The sequence below is a fragment of the Pseudovibrio exalbescens genome (assembly GCF_028737195.1).
Classification (GTDB): Bacteria; Pseudomonadota; Alphaproteobacteria; order Rhizobiales; family Stappiaceae; genus Pseudovibrio; species Pseudovibrio zosterae.
In genome coordinates, this window is record NZ_JAQZAJ010000001.1 from 616,309 (window position 1) to 632,855 (window position 16,547).

Sequence of the window (16,547 nt, forward strand, 5' to 3'; positions counted from 1 at the left end):
TAGAGGGATTTCTCGCGCCTATGCCTGAGGTGATCTTTAACGGCCCTGCCGGACGACTGGAAGGACGCTTCCATCCTGCGAAACAGCGCAACGCGCCGATCGCACTGGTACTGCATCTGCACCCGCAATTCGGCGGCACGATGAACAACCAGATCGTCTATCAGATGTACTACATGTTCGCGAAGCGTGGCTTTGCGGTTTTGCGTTTCAACTTCCGTGGCGTGGGCAGAAGCCAAGGTCAGTTCGACCATGGTCAGGGTGAACTTTCTGATGCCGCTGCGGCGCTTGACTGGGTGCAAACTGTGCATCCAGATGCACGCGCTTGCTGGATCGCTGGCTTCTCCTTTGGCGCCTGGATCGGCATGCAGCTGCTGATGCGTCGCCCGGAAGTAGAAGGCTTCATTTCTGTGGCGCCACCAGCCAACCTTCACGACTTCTCATTCCTTGCACCGTGCCCCTCTTCCGGCCTGATCATCCACGGCGATCAGGACAAGGTCGTGCCGCAAAAGGACGTGCAGGCTCTGGTGGATAAGTTGAAAACCCAGAAGGGTATCACGATCGATCACCAGATCATTCCGGGAGCAAATCACTTCTTTGAAGACAATGTTGATGTTCTGATGGAGGACTGCTCCTCGTATCTCGACAAGCGCCTAGGACTGATCAACGAAGAAATGTAAGGCCCTCGTCCTCAGGGCGAAGACCAACAAAAAACCCGGCTCTGCAGGCCGGGTTTTTTCGTTGTTCGAAACTTTTCATCAGTCGCCAGGGGACCAAGCTTCATAGTCGCCAGTCACACGCGGGCGGCTCTCCGGTGTAAGGATGGAGCCTTTTGGACGATACGCATTGGGCGTACCCGTCATGTTCGGCACATATGCAGCTTCCCATTCGCGGGGCTTGTAGCTGTCCTCGGTTGGCGGCACGTCGGTTCGGTGATGCATCCACCCATGCCAGCCAGCAGGAATGCGAGAAGCCTCTGCCGTGCCATTGTAAAGCACCCAGCGGCGCTTACCTGCACGCTCACGGTAGTACTTGTTGCCAAATTCGTCTTCGCCGACAAACTCACCCTTGCGCCATGTGAAGAAGCGCGTTCCCATGGTCTGGCTATTCCACCACGTGAACAGCTCGAGCACCCATTGCTTCATAGCGGCAGCTCCTAATCGTTTTTCCGCTTACCGGTTCGCTTTGGGCGCGAATATGGCCCCATGACACGCGTCTGTCCACCCTTTGCGCCTAGTAAAAGAGACTATGCACCGGAACCAGGGTCTTTTGGACGCCGCCCTTCGCCAAATGCGCGCGACGAACGCTCCTTTTGCGTACGAGGCTCGTCACGCTGCGCATCACGATCTTTATCCGCCTCAAAGTCAGGATGAAGGATCAAGGAAGCAAACTCGTGCGCGGCGAGCTTGGCCTTTCGGTCAACCATCTCCTTGTTGGCAGTCTTGTTCATTTCTTCTGCCCTGAGCAAAGCCGCGTATTTTTCCTCACCTTGATCGAGAAGTTCCCGGACGCCCTCCACGATAAGACCACCATCGTCGGATTCGATGATTTTCCGAGCGTCTCTGGTCACCCATTCCAGAGTTTGCTGCAGACCGGCGGCGGAGAGCGGCTTGGCCAATACATGATGCGCCCCTGCCCGCATCGCCTTACTGATGAGGCCGCGCGTCCCATGAGCGGTCACAAAGATAAGCGGAACATGGGTAAGTGGTGCCATCTTCGGATTCCGCAGCAGGCACAACATCTGGTAGCCAGAGACGGGCTGCATATGCCAGTCACTCAAAATGAGGTTCGGCGGATCCGCAAACATCTGTGGCACCGCTTCTTTGGGAGAATCGAAGATGCGGAACCGTTTCACCTTCATGGTATTCATGAGGCTTCTCAGAATCGTCTGTGCCGCGCGCGAGTCTTCAACAATCGCGACATCCAACTCCGAAATCTGCTTGCCATAGGCTCTATGGTGCTCGCCCAAATCGCCGACCTTTCTGCCAAGACCCCGCGCCTTTGCGCGGTTCCGCTCTGATATCCCAAAACAATTACCAGCACAGCCTTGTGCCAGTATAAAACACAGGCGTTTTCCACCCGTTTTCTGCTGGTCAATCCATTAGAATTTCTCCCCAGCTTAATTCAAGGGGCACAGCTTGGTAAATCCACTCACTTCCACATGCAGAAGCACACCGGAAAACAGCCATTACAGCAACCTTTACCGGCCATTTGTTAACCTGGCTAAACCACAATATCTGGTGGGGCCAACAATTTTTAAAGCACCACACTTAGCGCCCCACCGCTTGACGCCTATGTCCGATTCAATCTACTTTTGCCCGGTGTTCGGGGTCGGGGCAAATCGGCGCGTTCTTGCCGAGCGTTCTCTATAAATACGAAGTTTGATCGGTGCTTGCGTTTCTTAAAATGAAATCGAGCAGCCGTAGACTTTTGCGCGAGCAAGACCTATCTATTGTGTGTTAACCAAAAATAAACACAACATATGGTAGGCCTTGCGCAGATTTATCGTGAATGTGTCTCGACCATACTATATTGGCAACCAGCTTCGTGATTAACACCTGATCCAGCGGCGGAGACGGGCGCGAAGCAAATTTCTTACCCGTCACCAGTGTGGCATGCTGGTGGCTTGTTAAGGGGGCATGTATGAAGATCGAACGGCGCTATACGCAGGAGGGGCAATCCCCCTACGCCGATATCGAGTTCCGTGAAGCAACGAGCGAAATCCGCAACCCGGATGGTTCCGTTGTGTTCCGCCTGGAGAACATTCAGGTACCAACTCAGTTTTCACAGGTCGCCTCCGACATTCTTGCGCAGAAGTACTTCCGCAAAGCCGGTGTGCCTGCCCGCCTGAAGGCCGTGGAGGAAAACTCCGTGCCTTCATGGTTGTGGCGCAAAAAGCCTGATACCCGCGCTTTAAAGGATCTGCCTGAAGAAGAACAATTCGGATCTGAAACCGACTCCCGTCAGGTATTCGATCGTCTTGCCGGTACTTGGACCTACTGGGGCTGGAAAGGCGGCTACTTTGATAGCGAGGCTGATGCTCAAGCGTTTTTCGACGAACTGCGCTACATGCTGGCGACCCAAAAGGTGGCGCCGAACTCTCCGCAGTGGTTCAACACCGGCCTGCATTGGGCCTATGGCATTGATGGTCCAAGCCAAGGCCACTACTACGTGGATCATGAAAGCGGCAAGCTGACCCGCTCTTCTTCTGCCTACGAACACCCACAACCGCACGCCTGCTTCATTCAGTCCGTAGACGACGACTTGGTGAACGAAAACGGGATCATGGACCTTTGGGTTCGTGAGGCACGCCTGTTCAAATACGGTTCTGGTACCGGCTCCAACTTCTCTCGCCTTCGCTCCTCTGGCGAAAAGCTTGCAGGCGGCGGCAAATCCTCCGGCTTGATGAGCTTCCTGCGCATTGGTGACCGCGCAGCTGGCGCCATCAAGTCTGGTGGCACCACCCGCCGGGCTGCCAAGATGGTGGTGGTCGATGTAGACCATCCTGACATTGAAGAATACATCAACTGGAAGGTGACCGAAGAGCAGAAGGTTGCGGCTCTCGTGACCGGCTCCAAAATCTGCCAGAAACACCTTCAGGCGGTCATGCGCGCCTGCGTGAACTGTGAAGGTTCAGGCGACGATTGCTTCGACCCAAAGAAGAACCCTGCCCTCAAACGCGAAATGCGGGCGGCAAAGAAGGCACTGGTTCCAGACAACTACATCCAGCGCGTGGTTCAGTTTGCGCGTCAAGGTTACAAGACCATCGAGTTTCCGACCTACAACACGGATTGGGACTCTGAAGCCTACCTGACCGTAGCGGGCCAGAACTCCAACAACTCCGTTCGCGTGACAGACGGCTTCCTCGACGCAGTCACCAACGACGGCGACTGGGATCTCGTCGCCCGCGTCAAGGGCGACGTTGTGAAGACCGTCAAGGCAGCGGACATCTGGGAACAGATCGGCTATGCCGCATGGGCTTCAGCTGATCCGGGCCTTCAGTACCACACCACCATCAACGACTGGCACACCTGCCCCGCTGGTGGGGAAATTCGCGCGTCCAACCCATGTTCTGAATACATGTTCCTGGACGATACCGCGTGTAACCTTGCATCCCTGAACCTGCTTCAGTTCCGCATGGAAGACGGCTCCTTTGACCACGAGCGTTTTGAACACGGCGTGCGTCTTTGGACCATCGTTCTGGAAATTTCCGTTCTGATGGCCCAGTTCCCTTCCAAGCAGATCGCGCAGCTTTCTTACGAGTACCGCACCCTTGGTCTGGGCTATGCCAACATTGGCGGCTTGCTCATGACCTCCGGCATTCCTTACGACAGTGAGGAAGGACGTGCGCTGTGTGGTGCAATCACCGCAATCATGACCGGCGTTTCCTACGCCACCTCCGCCGAAATGGCTGGCGAGCTTGGGGCGTTCCCGCGCTATGACGAAAACGCAGAGAACATGCTCCGCGTGATCCGCAACCACCGCCGCGCCGCCCATGGCGAAACCGCGGGCTACGAGGGCCTGAACACCCTTCCCGTTGCGCTTGACCACAAGTCATGCCCTGAACCGATCCTGATCGACCGCGCCAAGAAAGCATGGGACAACGCCTTGTCTCTTGGTGAGAAAAACGGCTACCGCAACGCACAGACCAGTGTGATTGCGCCAACCGGCACCATTGGTCTGGTGATGGACTGCGACACAACCGGCATTGAGCCAGACTTTGCGCTGGTCAAGTTCAAGAAGCTTGCCGGTGGTGGTTACTTCAAGATCATCAACCGCGCGGTTCCGGAAGCGTTGAGTGCACTGGGATACTCGGCCTCTGAAATTGCCGAGATTGAAGCATACGCTGTTGGTCACGGGTCCATCAATCAGGCACCGGCCATCAACCCAACAACATTGAAGGCCAAGGGCTTTGATGATGAGGCACTTGAAAAGCTCGCAGGGTCTCTGGGTTCTGCGTTCGATATCAAGTTTGTCTTCAACCGGTTCACGTTTGGCGATGCTTTCCTGACGGAAAAGCTCGGCGTTCCAGCGGACAAGCTCGACGACTTCGAGTTCGACCTGCTGGCCCACCTTGGTTTCTCCAAGGCAGACATTGAAGCCGCCAACACCCATGTGTGCGGTGCCATGACCCTTGAAGGTGCGCCGCACCTGAAGGAAGAGCACTATCCGGTGTTTGACTGCGCGAACCCATGTGGTCGTATCGGCAAGCGCTACCTGTCCGTTGAAAGCCACATCCGCATGATGGCAGCGGCCCAGCCGTTCATCTCCGGCGCGATCTCCAAGACCATCAACATGGCAAATGCAGCCACCGTTGATGATTGTAAAGACGCCTACATGCTCTCATGGAAGCTTGGTCTGAAGGCAAACGCCCTTTACCGCGACGGCTCCAAACTGTCTCAGCCGCTGAACTCTCAGCTGCTTGAAGATGATGAGGAAGAAGCCGAAGATGTTGTTGAGGCCATTGCTGCTCAGCCGCAAGCTGCCCGCGCTGAAGTGATTGCAGAACGCATCGTGGAGCGCATTGTCGAACGGTCCGTGCGCACCCGCGAACGCCTGCCGAACCGCCGCAAGGGCTACACCCAAAAGGCATCGGTTGGCGGCCACAAGGTCTATCTGACCACTGGCGAGTACGAGGATGGCCGCATCGGTGAAATCTTCATCGACATGCACAAGGAAGGCGCGGCTTTCCGCTCGTTGATGAACAACTTCGCCATCGCCATCTCACTTGGCCTGCAGTACGGCGTGCCGCTTGAAGAATACGTTGACGCCTTCACCTTCACCCGTTTTGAACCTGCGGGCATGGTAATGGGCAACGACGCCATCAAGAATGCAACCTCCATTCTTGACTATATCTTCCGTGAACTGGCCGTGTCCTATCTGGGTCGCAACGATCTGGCCCATGTACCGCCAGAGGCGATCGGCTCGGCAACCGCTCTGTCTGAAGGGGACGCGGAAACTGAAAGCCAGCCGGCTGTGGTCTCTCACGGTCTTGTCCGCGGCCAGACCGAACGCTTCCGTCTGGTACCGGGTGGAGAGCCTGCCGGGCTTGCCGATGGCGAGATCGCAATCAAGAGCCAGGCCATTGCCACAGCGTTCAGCCGTGATGGCAGCGCATCGGCAGCGGTTGTGCAGGAAGTCGGCTTGGCAGAAGCGCAACCTCAGCCATCCGTCGCCTCTCAGGTCGCGCAGGCCCGCATGAAAGGCTATGAGGGCGAGAGCTGCTCGGAGTGCGGTAACTTCACCATGGTGCGCAATGGCACCTGCCTGAAGTGCGACACCTGTGGCTCCACCAGTGGCTGCAGCTAACGCTTCAGCCCCTTGGTGTCCCGAGCTGCATAGGACGCCCAAATTAGGCCAATAAGCGGCTCAAACCGGCTTAGATAACAAAAGAACCCGCCCATCGGAAACGATCGGGCGGGTTCTTTTTAGCGTGTAAACCCATCAGTGGCTTGCGCAAACAAGACGACTAATGGGTCTATGAGCCCTAGTCGGATCTGTTTGATCTGGCTCCTCATTGAGCTGTGTCGCGCTTCGCTTCAATCGATGAGGAGCATGATCCTACAGGACTGAAGAGGCTCACGACACCTTAGCGGTATGTGCATGATGCAAGGCTTTACCTACTCTAGATAAATCTTTGTAAATAAATAACTTTCTACTTTAAGACGTGAAGATCAAACCACAGCCGATGACCACCAGAGCGGCGCCGATCCACGCGCCCATGGCTGGCTTTTCTCTGGTTCGCCACCACAGCATGGGCAGCAGCAACGCCGGGCTTGTGGCGGACAGTGTTGAAACGATACCCACCTCACCACCTTCCAGTGCAAACAGCAGCAGGGTCATGCCCAGGCCCATTCCTAAGAATCCAGAGAGCGCTGTGCGCCTGACAATCTGTCCTGTTAATGGGTTGGCCAGTTTGAACCGAGGATTTGGCAGTTGCATGAGCATCGTCAAACATGTGGCCGCCATGAGGCAGCGAAGCAATGCGACCACAACGGGATCAGCGCCGCCCTGCATCACGGGGCGGATGACAAGTGACCCAAGAGACTGGGAGAGCGCAGCCACAAGGCCAAGGGCAACGCCAACAACCACGGGCCCTTTGATGCTTTCCCATTGGTGCAGCTGATCTTTGCGCTTGCCGAATACGATGGCCAGAACAACGCCCACAACAACAGTCAAAATGCCGATGCTTGCCAAGGCAGAAAGATCTTCTCCCAAAAAGATCCAACCCAGCACGGCGGAGATCGGTGCGTTCATTGCGAACAGGATCGAGGTCCTGCGCGGCCCCATGCGGTTCAACGTCAAAAACAGGGCGGTATCGCCAAGGAAGATGCCGACGAAACCGGAGATCAGGATGATATCCAGTGTACCAAAGTCAAAGTCCAACAAGGCACCGGACACCAGCGCATACGCCAGTGTCATGGCCACGACGAACCACATACGTACGCAATTGAAACCGATTGCGCCAAGATGTGCGGAGGGGCGTGAGGAGATTAGTCCGCCGACTGCCCAGCAAAGCGCTGCACCAAGCGCGGCCATTTCGAACATAAACATGGGAAAACTCAAAAAGCGTTGGGACCAAGATTGTTAGTACGCACAAGGGCGCAAGGAAAGACTGCATTCCGGTTCCCCACCCAAATCTTGCATATGTTGCAGGTGTCGCCCGAAACGGCTCCATTTGCGGACCAAGTTCGACGGCCGATGGGCTCACGCATGGCGTTTGTCCCATTGCATGGAATTTCGGTGTTTGCTAAACCGCGCTGAACCCTGCCATAGCCCTCGCGGTAACGCGCGAGAGATCAGACTGGATCCGCATGAACGATATTGCCATCGCCCGTGCCGCTTCCCTTAAACCGATCAGTCAGGTCGGTGAGGAACTCGGCATTCCGGAAGACGCCATCGAGCCCTTTGGTCGATACAAAGCGAAAATCAGCAATACCTATTTGGAGGGCTTGGCCGATCGCCCCCAGAGCAAGCTCATTCTGGTTACGGCGATCTCGCCCACAGCCGCAGGTGAAGGCAAAACAACGACCACCGTCGGGCTTGGAGACGCCCTCTCCCGCATCGGCAAAAAAACGGCGATCTGCTTGCGCGAACCCTCCCTTGGACCCTGTTTCGGGCTGAAGGGAGGCGCGGCTGGCGGAGGCCATGCGCAGGTGGTGCCCATGGAGGACATCAACCTCCATTTTACAGGCGATTTCCACGCCATCACCAGCGCCCACAACCTGCTTTCCGCCATGATCGACAACCACATCTACTGGGGCAATGCGTTGGAGATTGATCAGCGCCGCATTGTCTGGCGCCGGGTTGAGGACATGAACGACCGGGCTTTGCGTGAAATCACCACAGGCCTTGGCGGTATCAAGAACGGCCATCCCGCGACCAGCGGTTTTGACATCACCGTGGCCTCTGAGGTCATGGCGATCCTCTGTCTTGCTGAGAACCTGAGCGACCTTGAAGAGCGCCTTGGCGATATCGTTGTGGCTCACCGCCGTGACAAGTCTCCTGTCACCGCACGGGACCTCAATGCGCATGGGGCCATGACAGTGCTTTTGAAGGAAGCGTTGCAGCCCAACCTGGTTCAGACCTTGGAAAACACGCCTGCGCTCATCCACGGCGGCCCTTTTGCCAACATTGCCCACGGGTGCAACTCGGTCATTGCCACCAAAGCCGCCATGAAGCTGGCAGACTTTGTGGTGACAGAAGCCGGTTTTGGTGCCGATCTTGGCGCGGAGAAGTTTTTCAACATCAAGTGCCGCAGTGCAGGCCTCAAGCCTCAGGCGACGGTTGTGGTTGCAACGGTGCGGGCGCTGAAAATGCATGGCGGCGTGGCCAAAGACCACTTGGATGCGCTCAATCAAGACGCACTGCGCGCGGGCTGTGAGAACCTAAAGCGCCATATCCGCAACATGCAGCAGTTCGGCGTACCGGTTGTGGTGGCCATCAATCAATTCACTTCGGATCAACCGCAGGAGTTTGATCTCATCCGTGAGGCGGCCCGCAATTGCGGTGCCGACACAGTTCTGTGCTCTCACTGGGCGGAGGGCTCCAAAGGCACCGAAAAACTTGCAGAAGCGGTGGTTGCGCTCATGGAGACAACGCCAGCACAGTTTGAGCCGCTCTACACTGTTGAAAGCTCCATCGAAGACAAGCTGAACGCAGTTGCAACCCGGATCTACGGCGCAGAAGGTATTTCGCTCGGCAAAAACGCCAAACGTCAAATCAAAGAGACCGTGGCTCTCGGAAAAAGCACTCTTCCGGTGTGCATCGCCAAGACGCCCTATTCGTTCTCAACGGACCCGAAGAAGGTTGGTGCGCCATCCGACCACACACTTGACATCCGCGAGCTGCGTCTTTCAGCCGGGGCCCGGTTCATTGTAGCCCTTACCGGTGACATCATGACCATGCCGGGCCTGCCTAAACGTCCCGCAGCAGAACGCATCCGCCTCGATGAAAACGGCCAGATCGAGGGCCTTTTCTAGACCGGAAATTGTCATGGCGTGAGGACGGGGCTAGTCCACATCCTCACGGCTATGACCGCGGCGAAAACGGTCGAAATGGAGCACGGCCTTGAAATCGTGGCGGTCCGGGTCCCGATAGTGACCAAACTTGAAATACTGCGTCGGCCCTGCGAACTCATTATTTCCGATGAAACCGGTAACTCGGGCAATAAACCGGTCGTTGGCCCATATCTCGATGATTCCTTGCCCTTCCCGGCTCCCTTTGATGCGATAGCGCATATCCACCCAGCCTTCAGTGGGGTCTGGCAGGAAGGGGTTATCGGAGAGTTCTATATGAATGCCGGGATCATTCTTGAACTGAGCCTTGTCGTTCAAAAACGGAAACTTCGTTACATCCTGCGTCGCAATCGCTTCCTTGTACTTTTCAACCGCAACCTCATAGCTCGCAACTTCGCTCGACGCGATTGCCTTGTTCGCCTGCCTCAAGGCGTAGTTGGGATCGAGCAAAAGCAACTGCTTGAACTCATTGCGAAATAGCGCGAAGTCCTGTTCGAAGCTACCAGCGGACTTGGCCACAAGCTCCCGGGTTTCATTGTGCTGAACAGTGATGTGAAAGACGCCATTGTCAAAACGCTGCGCCAGGAACGGGCTGCCACCGCTGTCTTCCTTCCATTGCCCAATCACCCATCTTGTGCTGCCCGTGTTCCAAAACCGCCCTTCAATGCGAAAGCTGAAGGAATACCAGACCTCTTCACCAAAGTTACAGCGTTTGTCATTGGCCACCCATAGCTCATGCTTCAGGTTCCCCTCTCCGTCTACCTGGTCTTCACCACTAATGGAGATGGCAAGCGACGAACCGCCCTGTCGCACGGTGATGTTGTCCAAGTTAAAGGCGTGAGGTGGCTTTACCCGTCCAGGGTCCCAAACTTCTTGATCGGGGAAATGAGCGAAGTCATCGGCAAGTATGGCGCACTCGCGCACCATAAGCGGCTTTTCATTTTCCTTGCCTTCCCCGGAACCGGGGGTTTTGCGCGCTTCAGCGCTTTGCCCCAGGATGCCGGCAAGGAGAAACGCCGCGAGCAGTCCGTGAAGGACCCGTGACTTATCGAGCGCCATGTGCGGCCCCATTTATTGTTATAGGTCACTCTGCGAGAACGCGGAGAAGCCAAAGCGAAAGGCAAGGCTCACCCAACGTTCTGAAGGTACTATGCTGCTGATTTTGGAAGAAACAATGAAGGTCAGGGCAAAAAGCCATCAAGAAGCGCATTCTCGGCTTCTTCAAGGCTTAAGTCCCTGATGCGGCGGATGGTGTCATAGCCAAAGCCGGCGCGCGCAAACTTGGCTATCTCCCTCGCCTCATCGACCTGTGTATCCGGCCGGGCAAAAGGACCCAAGCGCCGACGCCTTGCCAGTCGCAGACATGCCAGATCTTCATCGTGATCGGATTGTTCAAGCGCATCCTTGGCAATCTCGTCAGCCACGCCCTTGGCCTTGAGCTCCATTTGTACGCGCCTTGAGGACTTACCCCGCGCAAGCCCTGCATTGGCTTTGACGCGAGCGAACTCAGCATCGTTGACGAAACCGTGGCCGACAAACCATAACACTGTCTCAGAGATGTCGGAGAGCCACTCTTCCGGTTCCTGCTCCAACGCTTCGGCCTTCCGACGCGCTTTGCGAACCAAAACCAGCCGAAGCTGTTCTTCGGATGCAGCGTGTTTGGAAAGATAGTAGGCGGCTGCGTTTTTCAGATACTTTTTACGTCGTTCCGGCGACAAAAATGGCCCCTGTTCAAGTCTCACCAGCAATCAGAACTGGTCACCTGAATAGAGGCCTTTCTAAAATACTTCTAGCCTACGAAAGCACGTTCCACGACAAACTCTGCCGGCTTGTTGTTGGCACCTTCGGTAAGACCGTTCTTTTCAAGAAGCACTTTGGTATCACGGATCATTTCCATGGAACCACAGATCATGCCGCGATCCACCGCAGGATCCAGTTTGGGCACACCGAGATCATCAAAGAGTTTGCCGCTTTCGATCAAATCGGTGATGCGTCCGGTGCGCGGATAATCTTCACGGGTCACGGAGTTATAAAGGCGCAGCTTTCCTTGGGCCAGCTCGCCGATAAGTGGGTCTTCGCCAATGGCGGCAACAAGGTCTTCACCATACTTGAGCTCATCCACATTGCGACATGTGTGCGTCAGGATGACTTCCTCGAACTTCTCATAGGTTTCGGGGTCGCGAATGAGGCTCGCAAAAGGCGCAATGCCGGTGCCTGTCGAGAACATGTAAAGACGCTTTCCTGGCACCAGCGCGTCATTGACGAGGGTACCAGTTGGCTTTTTTTTCATGAGAATGGTATCGCCGACCTCGATCTTTTGGAGATGCTGGGTCAACGGACCGTCTGGCACCTTGATCGAAAAGAACTCCAGTTCTTCATCCCATGACGGACTGGCGATTGAATAGGCGCGGTACAACGGCTTGCCATCGATCATGAGCCCGATCATGACAAACTCCCCAGAACGGAAACGGAAGCTTGAAGGACGCGTGATGCGGAACTGAAACAAGCGATCGGTATAGTGTTTCACGGCAGTGACTTTTTCAGCGTGCACGTTTTCCGGAATCGCCGCAGCCAACTCCTCACCTCTCATGATGACATTCATCTGTGTACCCATATTCTGAACGTGGTCGTCTCTGTGTTCTTGGTTATAGCTTCAGAACAAGCACCGTTCGACGTCAGCGCTGACCAAAATGAGGCAGCCTGTAGAATAATCATCTATGTCAGAGCGGTTGACTAGAACACCTCTACTTTAAAGCGCCTATAGCAAACCACGATTGGTATTACCACACATTCTTTCGCACCAAGGTCTTCCCCGCACAAAGAACCACAGGGCTTGGTTTGGATGCGAGGTAACCCAGTACCCGACCCTATCAATCGGCAAAAGATAGATTACCAGTTGTAGTTATGGAATAATTTATGATTATGCTCAGAGTGATGGCTCAATTGCGATGCCAAGCGTCGTCGTGCCAAACAGCGCGCATTAAGGCAGCGCTACTCTTAAGGCTACCAAAACAATTCGGAAGGAGGATTAGTTAGGAGCCGGCAGCAGCAGGCTGAGCTTCTTCTTGACGGGCTTCATAGTTCCTGTCGAGCTCCGCCACGATATTCCGAGTACCGGTTTCATGCTCCTCAGCAAACTTGAGGAACGCATCGCCCGGAAGTGGTGCTGCAAAGATATAGCCTTGAGCGGCTGTCACACCCAGCTTTCGCAGATGAAGGATCTGCTCATAGGTTTCAACGCCTTCAGCGATGATGCCCATGCCGAGGTTTTCTGCAAGCTCAACAATTGCGTCGGCGATCCGTGCGGTACTGGTCTCCTGTCCCAGCGGGTCAACGAACATCTTGTCGATCTTAACGATATCCATGCCGAGCTTTTGCAAATACGCGAGGCCGCCGTGCCCTGTTCCTACGTCATCAAGCGCAATGCGCACGCCCATGGCCTGCAGTTCGGCAATGATCTTCTTTGCGGCATTGATGTCATGCAGTGGCTGACGTTCTGTCACTTCCAGAACCACCTGCTCCAACTTGATTGGGCTGCCCTGAAACAGTTCTCCAACGTCCTCGACAATGGTTCGATCTTTGAAGTGTCCAGCGAACAGGTTTATGGAAATCTTCAGATCCGGCGTTGCTTCATAAAGATCCCCTACCTCATCGATGATCTGAACCATCAAGCGGCGCGTCATTTCAAAGATGTGGCCGGATGTCTCGGCATAGGTCATGAACTGGCCAGGAGAGACCATTTCGCCATTCTCACGGCGCCAGCGCATGAGCACCTCACACCCCTGCAAAACACCGGTCTCAATGTCGATTACTGGCTGATAGTAGGGAATGAACTCGTTGTTCTTGATGGCAGCGACGAACTCATCTTCACTCTCGTTGTCAGGCTGCCATGAGTACCAAACAGCAATGACAAGGAACAGCACGGCCACTGTTGCACACACGATCGCAGTGATTATCTGCAAACGGCCGACCAGTGATAAAGCCGCGTAGCCGTTAATGTCTACTCGCGCCACCAACGGATACCACGTTGAGAGCGAAGTTTGAGAAATGATCGTCGTATCGCTCTCGCCCTCCGGCAGATTGAGACTGCCGACCGTGGCCCAGATTGTCTCTGGTCCGAGCCTTACTTCTGTCCGCACCGCGCCACGCAGATATTCAGGCCCTGGCTCAATGTTGAGCGCCAAGGGAGACACTTCAGAAAAAAGGCGCCATCCGTTGGGCGTGCGCAGAGAGATTATGGCTTTCTTGATGCTGTCATAGCCTTGATCGGTCATCCCGATGCCAATCAGCGGGGCTCCATCATCCAGCATTGTAAGGATAGGTTTACCGCGCAATGACCGACTTGGCACCAGACACATCGGCTTACCGCTTGCATCTGCGATGCCGATGGATTCCATGTACGCCGACTTGCTAACGACTTCCCGCAGTGCATCCAAGTGATCGCGGCGGCACGTCACCACGCCTGCAGTTTCCAAGGACTGCAGTTCCAAGACAACTTCGTTGATTGTCAGTTCTGAGCGGGTGATGAAACGCTCGCCAATGGAGCGCGCTTCCTGCTTTGCCTGCTGAAGGGCAAAGTTTTCGAGCACATAGTTGGCCACGATCAAGGGGCCAAGCGAGAAGATCAACGCCAGGCACAGCGACCGAATGAAGCTGGTATAACGTCGTGACAATGGGTGATCCTAGATCTATGTGCGCAGCAATACCTCAGCTTCCTGTTTAACTATGAAAGAGTAAAGAAACTGCGAACTTCTTTAATCATTGTTTTGATCTTCCCGAATGTCCCCAGCGCATGGATGCGCTAGTATATCTCTCATCAGCTGCAGGGAGGTTTTCATGGAAGCCCTTTTTATCGGTCAAGCCTACATCGACATCACGTTTCTAACCAAAGCTCTGCCGACCGGAGATGAAAAGACGCTGGCAGAAGACTATGCCGTCAGCTTTGGCGGGAATGCAGTAACAGCAGCGTTTGCATGCGCAAAGCTGGGCCTAGCGCCAGACCTCATGTGCACCGTTGCGGAGGATTGGCTGGCTCATATGTTCCGCGATATGGCGTCAAAGTACCGAATTCATCTTCACAGCCGGAAGGTGAATGAGAGCTCCCTGTCTTTCATCATGCCTCAAGGAGGCCACCGGGCGATTGTGCGCTGCCGAGACAACGACTTTCTGCATCCCTACCCGGAACTCTCCCTTGAGGGCTGCCGGGCACTGCATGTGGATGGCCACATGCCTGACGCAGCACTTCACTACGCCCAAGCCTGCCGGAAGAAGGGCATCCTGACTTCAATGGACGGCGGAGCCTTTCGCGAGGATACCGACGAAATTCTGGAGTTCATAGACGTAGCTATTGTTTCAGAGTTGTTCTGCGAGCAGATTGGCAAGTCATATGACGCGACGCTTGACTACTTGCGGTCCAAACGAGTGAAAGTAGGCGGCGTCACGCTCGGGGAGTATGGCATGTTGTGGTTTGAAGGAGACGGCGAGACAAGGCACCTGCCTGCCCTTTCCATACCGCCCTCCAAGACCATAGACACCAATGGCGCAGGCGACACCTTCCACGGGGCTTACATCTACTCCTATCTGACAAACCCGACAGAACAGTGGGAGACCCATTTCCGCTTCGCACGCACCGCCTCGGCCTACTCCATTCAATATCTTGGAAATGAAGCTTCGCTACCCACCTTGCGCGACGTTGAAGACACCGAGGCATCTTTCACGATTTCGCTATTGGAACCGAAGCGAGACGGCTCTCCTTGAGGGCCGATGACCTTGTTTCGTCAAAATTTGATTGCAAGCAGGCGCCAAACCAGTTTCAGTAGCAGCCTCAAACGGCGCTTGGGAGGGCTAATCGTGAAAGTAGCATCCAGTTTAAGGAGCGCAGTCCTCACACTGTCGGCTGTGATCGTACTCTACTGCGGACCTGCTTCAGCAGAGCAGAACGCAGTCGCTGAAGCGTTCTTCCAAGTACTCAAGCAACGGGGTGCCACGGCCCTTGCCTATGAGACAATCACCGTCACAGATGGCAACATTCGCATCGGCAATCTGCGCGCGACGCTTAACAACAGCGCCGAATATGCGTTGGTGTTTGAGGGTGTTGCCCTTGCCAAACCCAAGCTCCATGCTAACGGTGACCTATCGGTGGAAGCGCTTGCCATTGACGCGCTGTCCTTCGGCAGCCCGGAACTGAGCTTCTCGGCCAACCGGGTGCTCATGACAGAAATGTTCTTTCCGAGCGCGCCCAAGTTCTCAGTGGACCAACACACCGACCTTGTTCTGTCCTACAGCACGGCTGCGGTACAGGGCATTGTGATCGAAGACTACACCACAGGGGCGATCGTCCCCATTCGCGAAATTACAGTGGCGCTGGATCGGGACCAAGGAAGTCTGCCGTCCCACGCACGTCTTGAGCTTTCAGGCCTGCGCCCAGACCTGAATGCGCTCAGCACCGGTCAGCAGAGTGCTCTGGCGCGTCTCGGAATCAGCGAACTGTCTCTTTCAGCGGTTGCCGATGGCCTTTGGGAGTCCGAAAGCGGCACTCTAACTGTAAACGATGTTTCGATTTCGGCAGAAGACTATGCGACCTTGAGCCTTTCCGCTTCCTTTGGCGGCGTTACCGAGGAACTCATTCTCGAGTTCACGACCCTTGCCGCCCAGGAAAGCGTGATTGCGCTGGACCTGCTGCAAACCATTCAGATCAGCTCGCTCAGCCTTCGTCTCGAAAACAACGGTCAGCTCGCCGACATACTGGATATGGAGGCCAACGCCCGCGATCAGGACCGTGAAGCACTGGCAAAGGAGCTCGGCAAAACGCTTGAACGGGTCTTGCTGCCCTTCAAAGCGCCCGAGTTCAATGCACAACTCATAAGTGGTACAGAAGCGTTCCTGCGAAAACCTGAGAGTTTTCAACTTAAACTTGACCCGACGGCTCCCGTTCCCGTTGCTCAGGTGATGGGAACCCTTATGCTGTCACCTTCCAGTCTTCCCTATCTGCTAGGGGCTACAATCACAGCGAACACCCAATGATCGCTGACG

General features: G+C 55.2%; 12 protein-coding genes. 5 read left to right on the forward strand and 7 right to left on the reverse strand.

All coding sequences use genetic code 11. The features are described from left to right. Nucleotides 1-20 precede the first annotated feature (20 nt). The gene (locus tag PUV47_RS02995; protein WP_274216961.1) at nt 21-677 is read left to right on the forward strand and encodes an alpha/beta hydrolase; all 657 of its coding nucleotides are present in this window, start codon (nt 21-23) and stop codon (nt 675-677) included. Between the two features lie 78 nt (nt 678-755). Here PUV47_RS02995 and PUV47_RS03000 read toward each other — a convergent pair whose 3' ends face one another. Together PUV47_RS03000 and PUV47_RS03005 are read right to left on the reverse strand one after the other, a co-directional pair. Then, a complete protein-coding gene (locus tag PUV47_RS03000) occupies nt 756-1,142 on the reverse strand; it encodes an NADH:ubiquinone oxidoreductase subunit NDUFA12 (RefSeq protein ID WP_274216962.1) in 387 nt (128 codons plus the stop codon). A 101-nt stretch (nt 1,143-1,243) separates the two neighbouring features. Further along, a complete protein-coding gene (locus PUV47_RS03005; RefSeq protein ID WP_337994490.1) occupies nt 1,244-1,966 on the reverse strand; it encodes a response regulator in 723 nt (240 codons plus the stop codon). A gap of 674 nt (nt 1,967-2,640) precedes the next feature. On the opposite strand from PUV47_RS03005, the gene PUV47_RS03010 reads away from it, so the two are divergent. Next, a complete protein-coding gene (locus PUV47_RS03010; protein ID WP_274216963.1) occupies nt 2,641-6,306 on the forward strand; it encodes a vitamin B12-dependent ribonucleotide reductase in 3,666 nt (1,221 codons plus the stop codon). Between the two features lie 351 nt (nt 6,307-6,657). On the opposite strand, the gene PUV47_RS03015 is transcribed toward PUV47_RS03010, so the two are convergent. Next, the gene (locus tag PUV47_RS03015; protein ID WP_274216964.1) at nt 6,658-7,551 is read right to left on the reverse strand and encodes a DMT family transporter; all 894 of its coding nucleotides are present in this window, start codon (nt 7,549-7,551) and stop codon (nt 6,658-6,660) included. Between the two features lie 260 nt (nt 7,552-7,811). On the opposite strand from PUV47_RS03015, the gene PUV47_RS03020 reads away from it, so the two are divergent. Further along, nucleotides 7,812-9,479 (forward strand): formate--tetrahydrofolate ligase, encoded by a 1,668-nt coding sequence (locus PUV47_RS03020; protein WP_274216965.1) that lies wholly within the window; start codon nt 7,812-7,814, stop codon nt 9,477-9,479. A 30-nt stretch (nt 9,480-9,509) separates the two neighbouring features. Here PUV47_RS03020 and PUV47_RS03025 read toward each other — a convergent pair whose 3' ends face one another. The 4 genes from PUV47_RS03025 to PUV47_RS03040 all read right to left on the reverse strand — a co-directional run bounded on the left by PUV47_RS03025 (nt 9,510) and on the right by PUV47_RS03040 (nt 14,188). Beyond that, the gene (locus tag PUV47_RS03025; protein ID WP_274216966.1) at nt 9,510-10,574 is read right to left on the reverse strand and encodes a heparin lyase I family protein; all 1,065 of its coding nucleotides are present in this window, start codon (nt 10,572-10,574) and stop codon (nt 9,510-9,512) included. A 122-nt stretch (nt 10,575-10,696) separates the two neighbouring features. Continuing rightward, a complete protein-coding gene (locus PUV47_RS03030; RefSeq protein ID WP_274216967.1) occupies nt 10,697-11,233 on the reverse strand; it encodes a regulatory protein RecX in 537 nt (178 codons plus the stop codon). A 71-nt stretch (nt 11,234-11,304) separates the two neighbouring features. Then, entirely contained in the window at nt 11,305-12,117 is an 813-nt protein-coding gene (locus PUV47_RS03035; protein ID WP_425313726.1) for a ferredoxin--NADP reductase, read from the reverse strand. 430 nt (nt 12,118-12,547) lie between these two features. Continuing rightward, nucleotides 12,548-14,188 (reverse strand): EAL domain-containing protein, encoded by a 1,641-nt coding sequence (locus tag PUV47_RS03040; protein ID WP_274216968.1) that lies wholly within the window; start codon nt 14,186-14,188, stop codon nt 12,548-12,550. 163 nt (nt 14,189-14,351) lie between these two features. Between PUV47_RS03040 and PUV47_RS03045 the strand changes: the two genes are divergently transcribed. Together PUV47_RS03045 and PUV47_RS03050 are read left to right on the forward strand one after the other, a co-directional pair. Further along, nucleotides 14,352-15,272 carry a sugar kinase gene (locus tag PUV47_RS03045; RefSeq protein WP_274216969.1) on the forward strand — a complete coding sequence of 307 codons (921 nt, stop codon included), beginning with the start codon at nt 14,352-14,354 and terminating at the stop codon, nt 15,270-15,272. Nucleotides 15,273-15,365: 93 nt separating this feature from the next. Continuing rightward, nucleotides 15,366-16,538 (forward strand): hypothetical protein, encoded by a 1,173-nt coding sequence (locus tag PUV47_RS03050; protein ID WP_274216970.1) that lies wholly within the window; start codon nt 15,366-15,368, stop codon nt 16,536-16,538. Nucleotides 16,539-16,547: the final 9 nt, after the last annotated feature.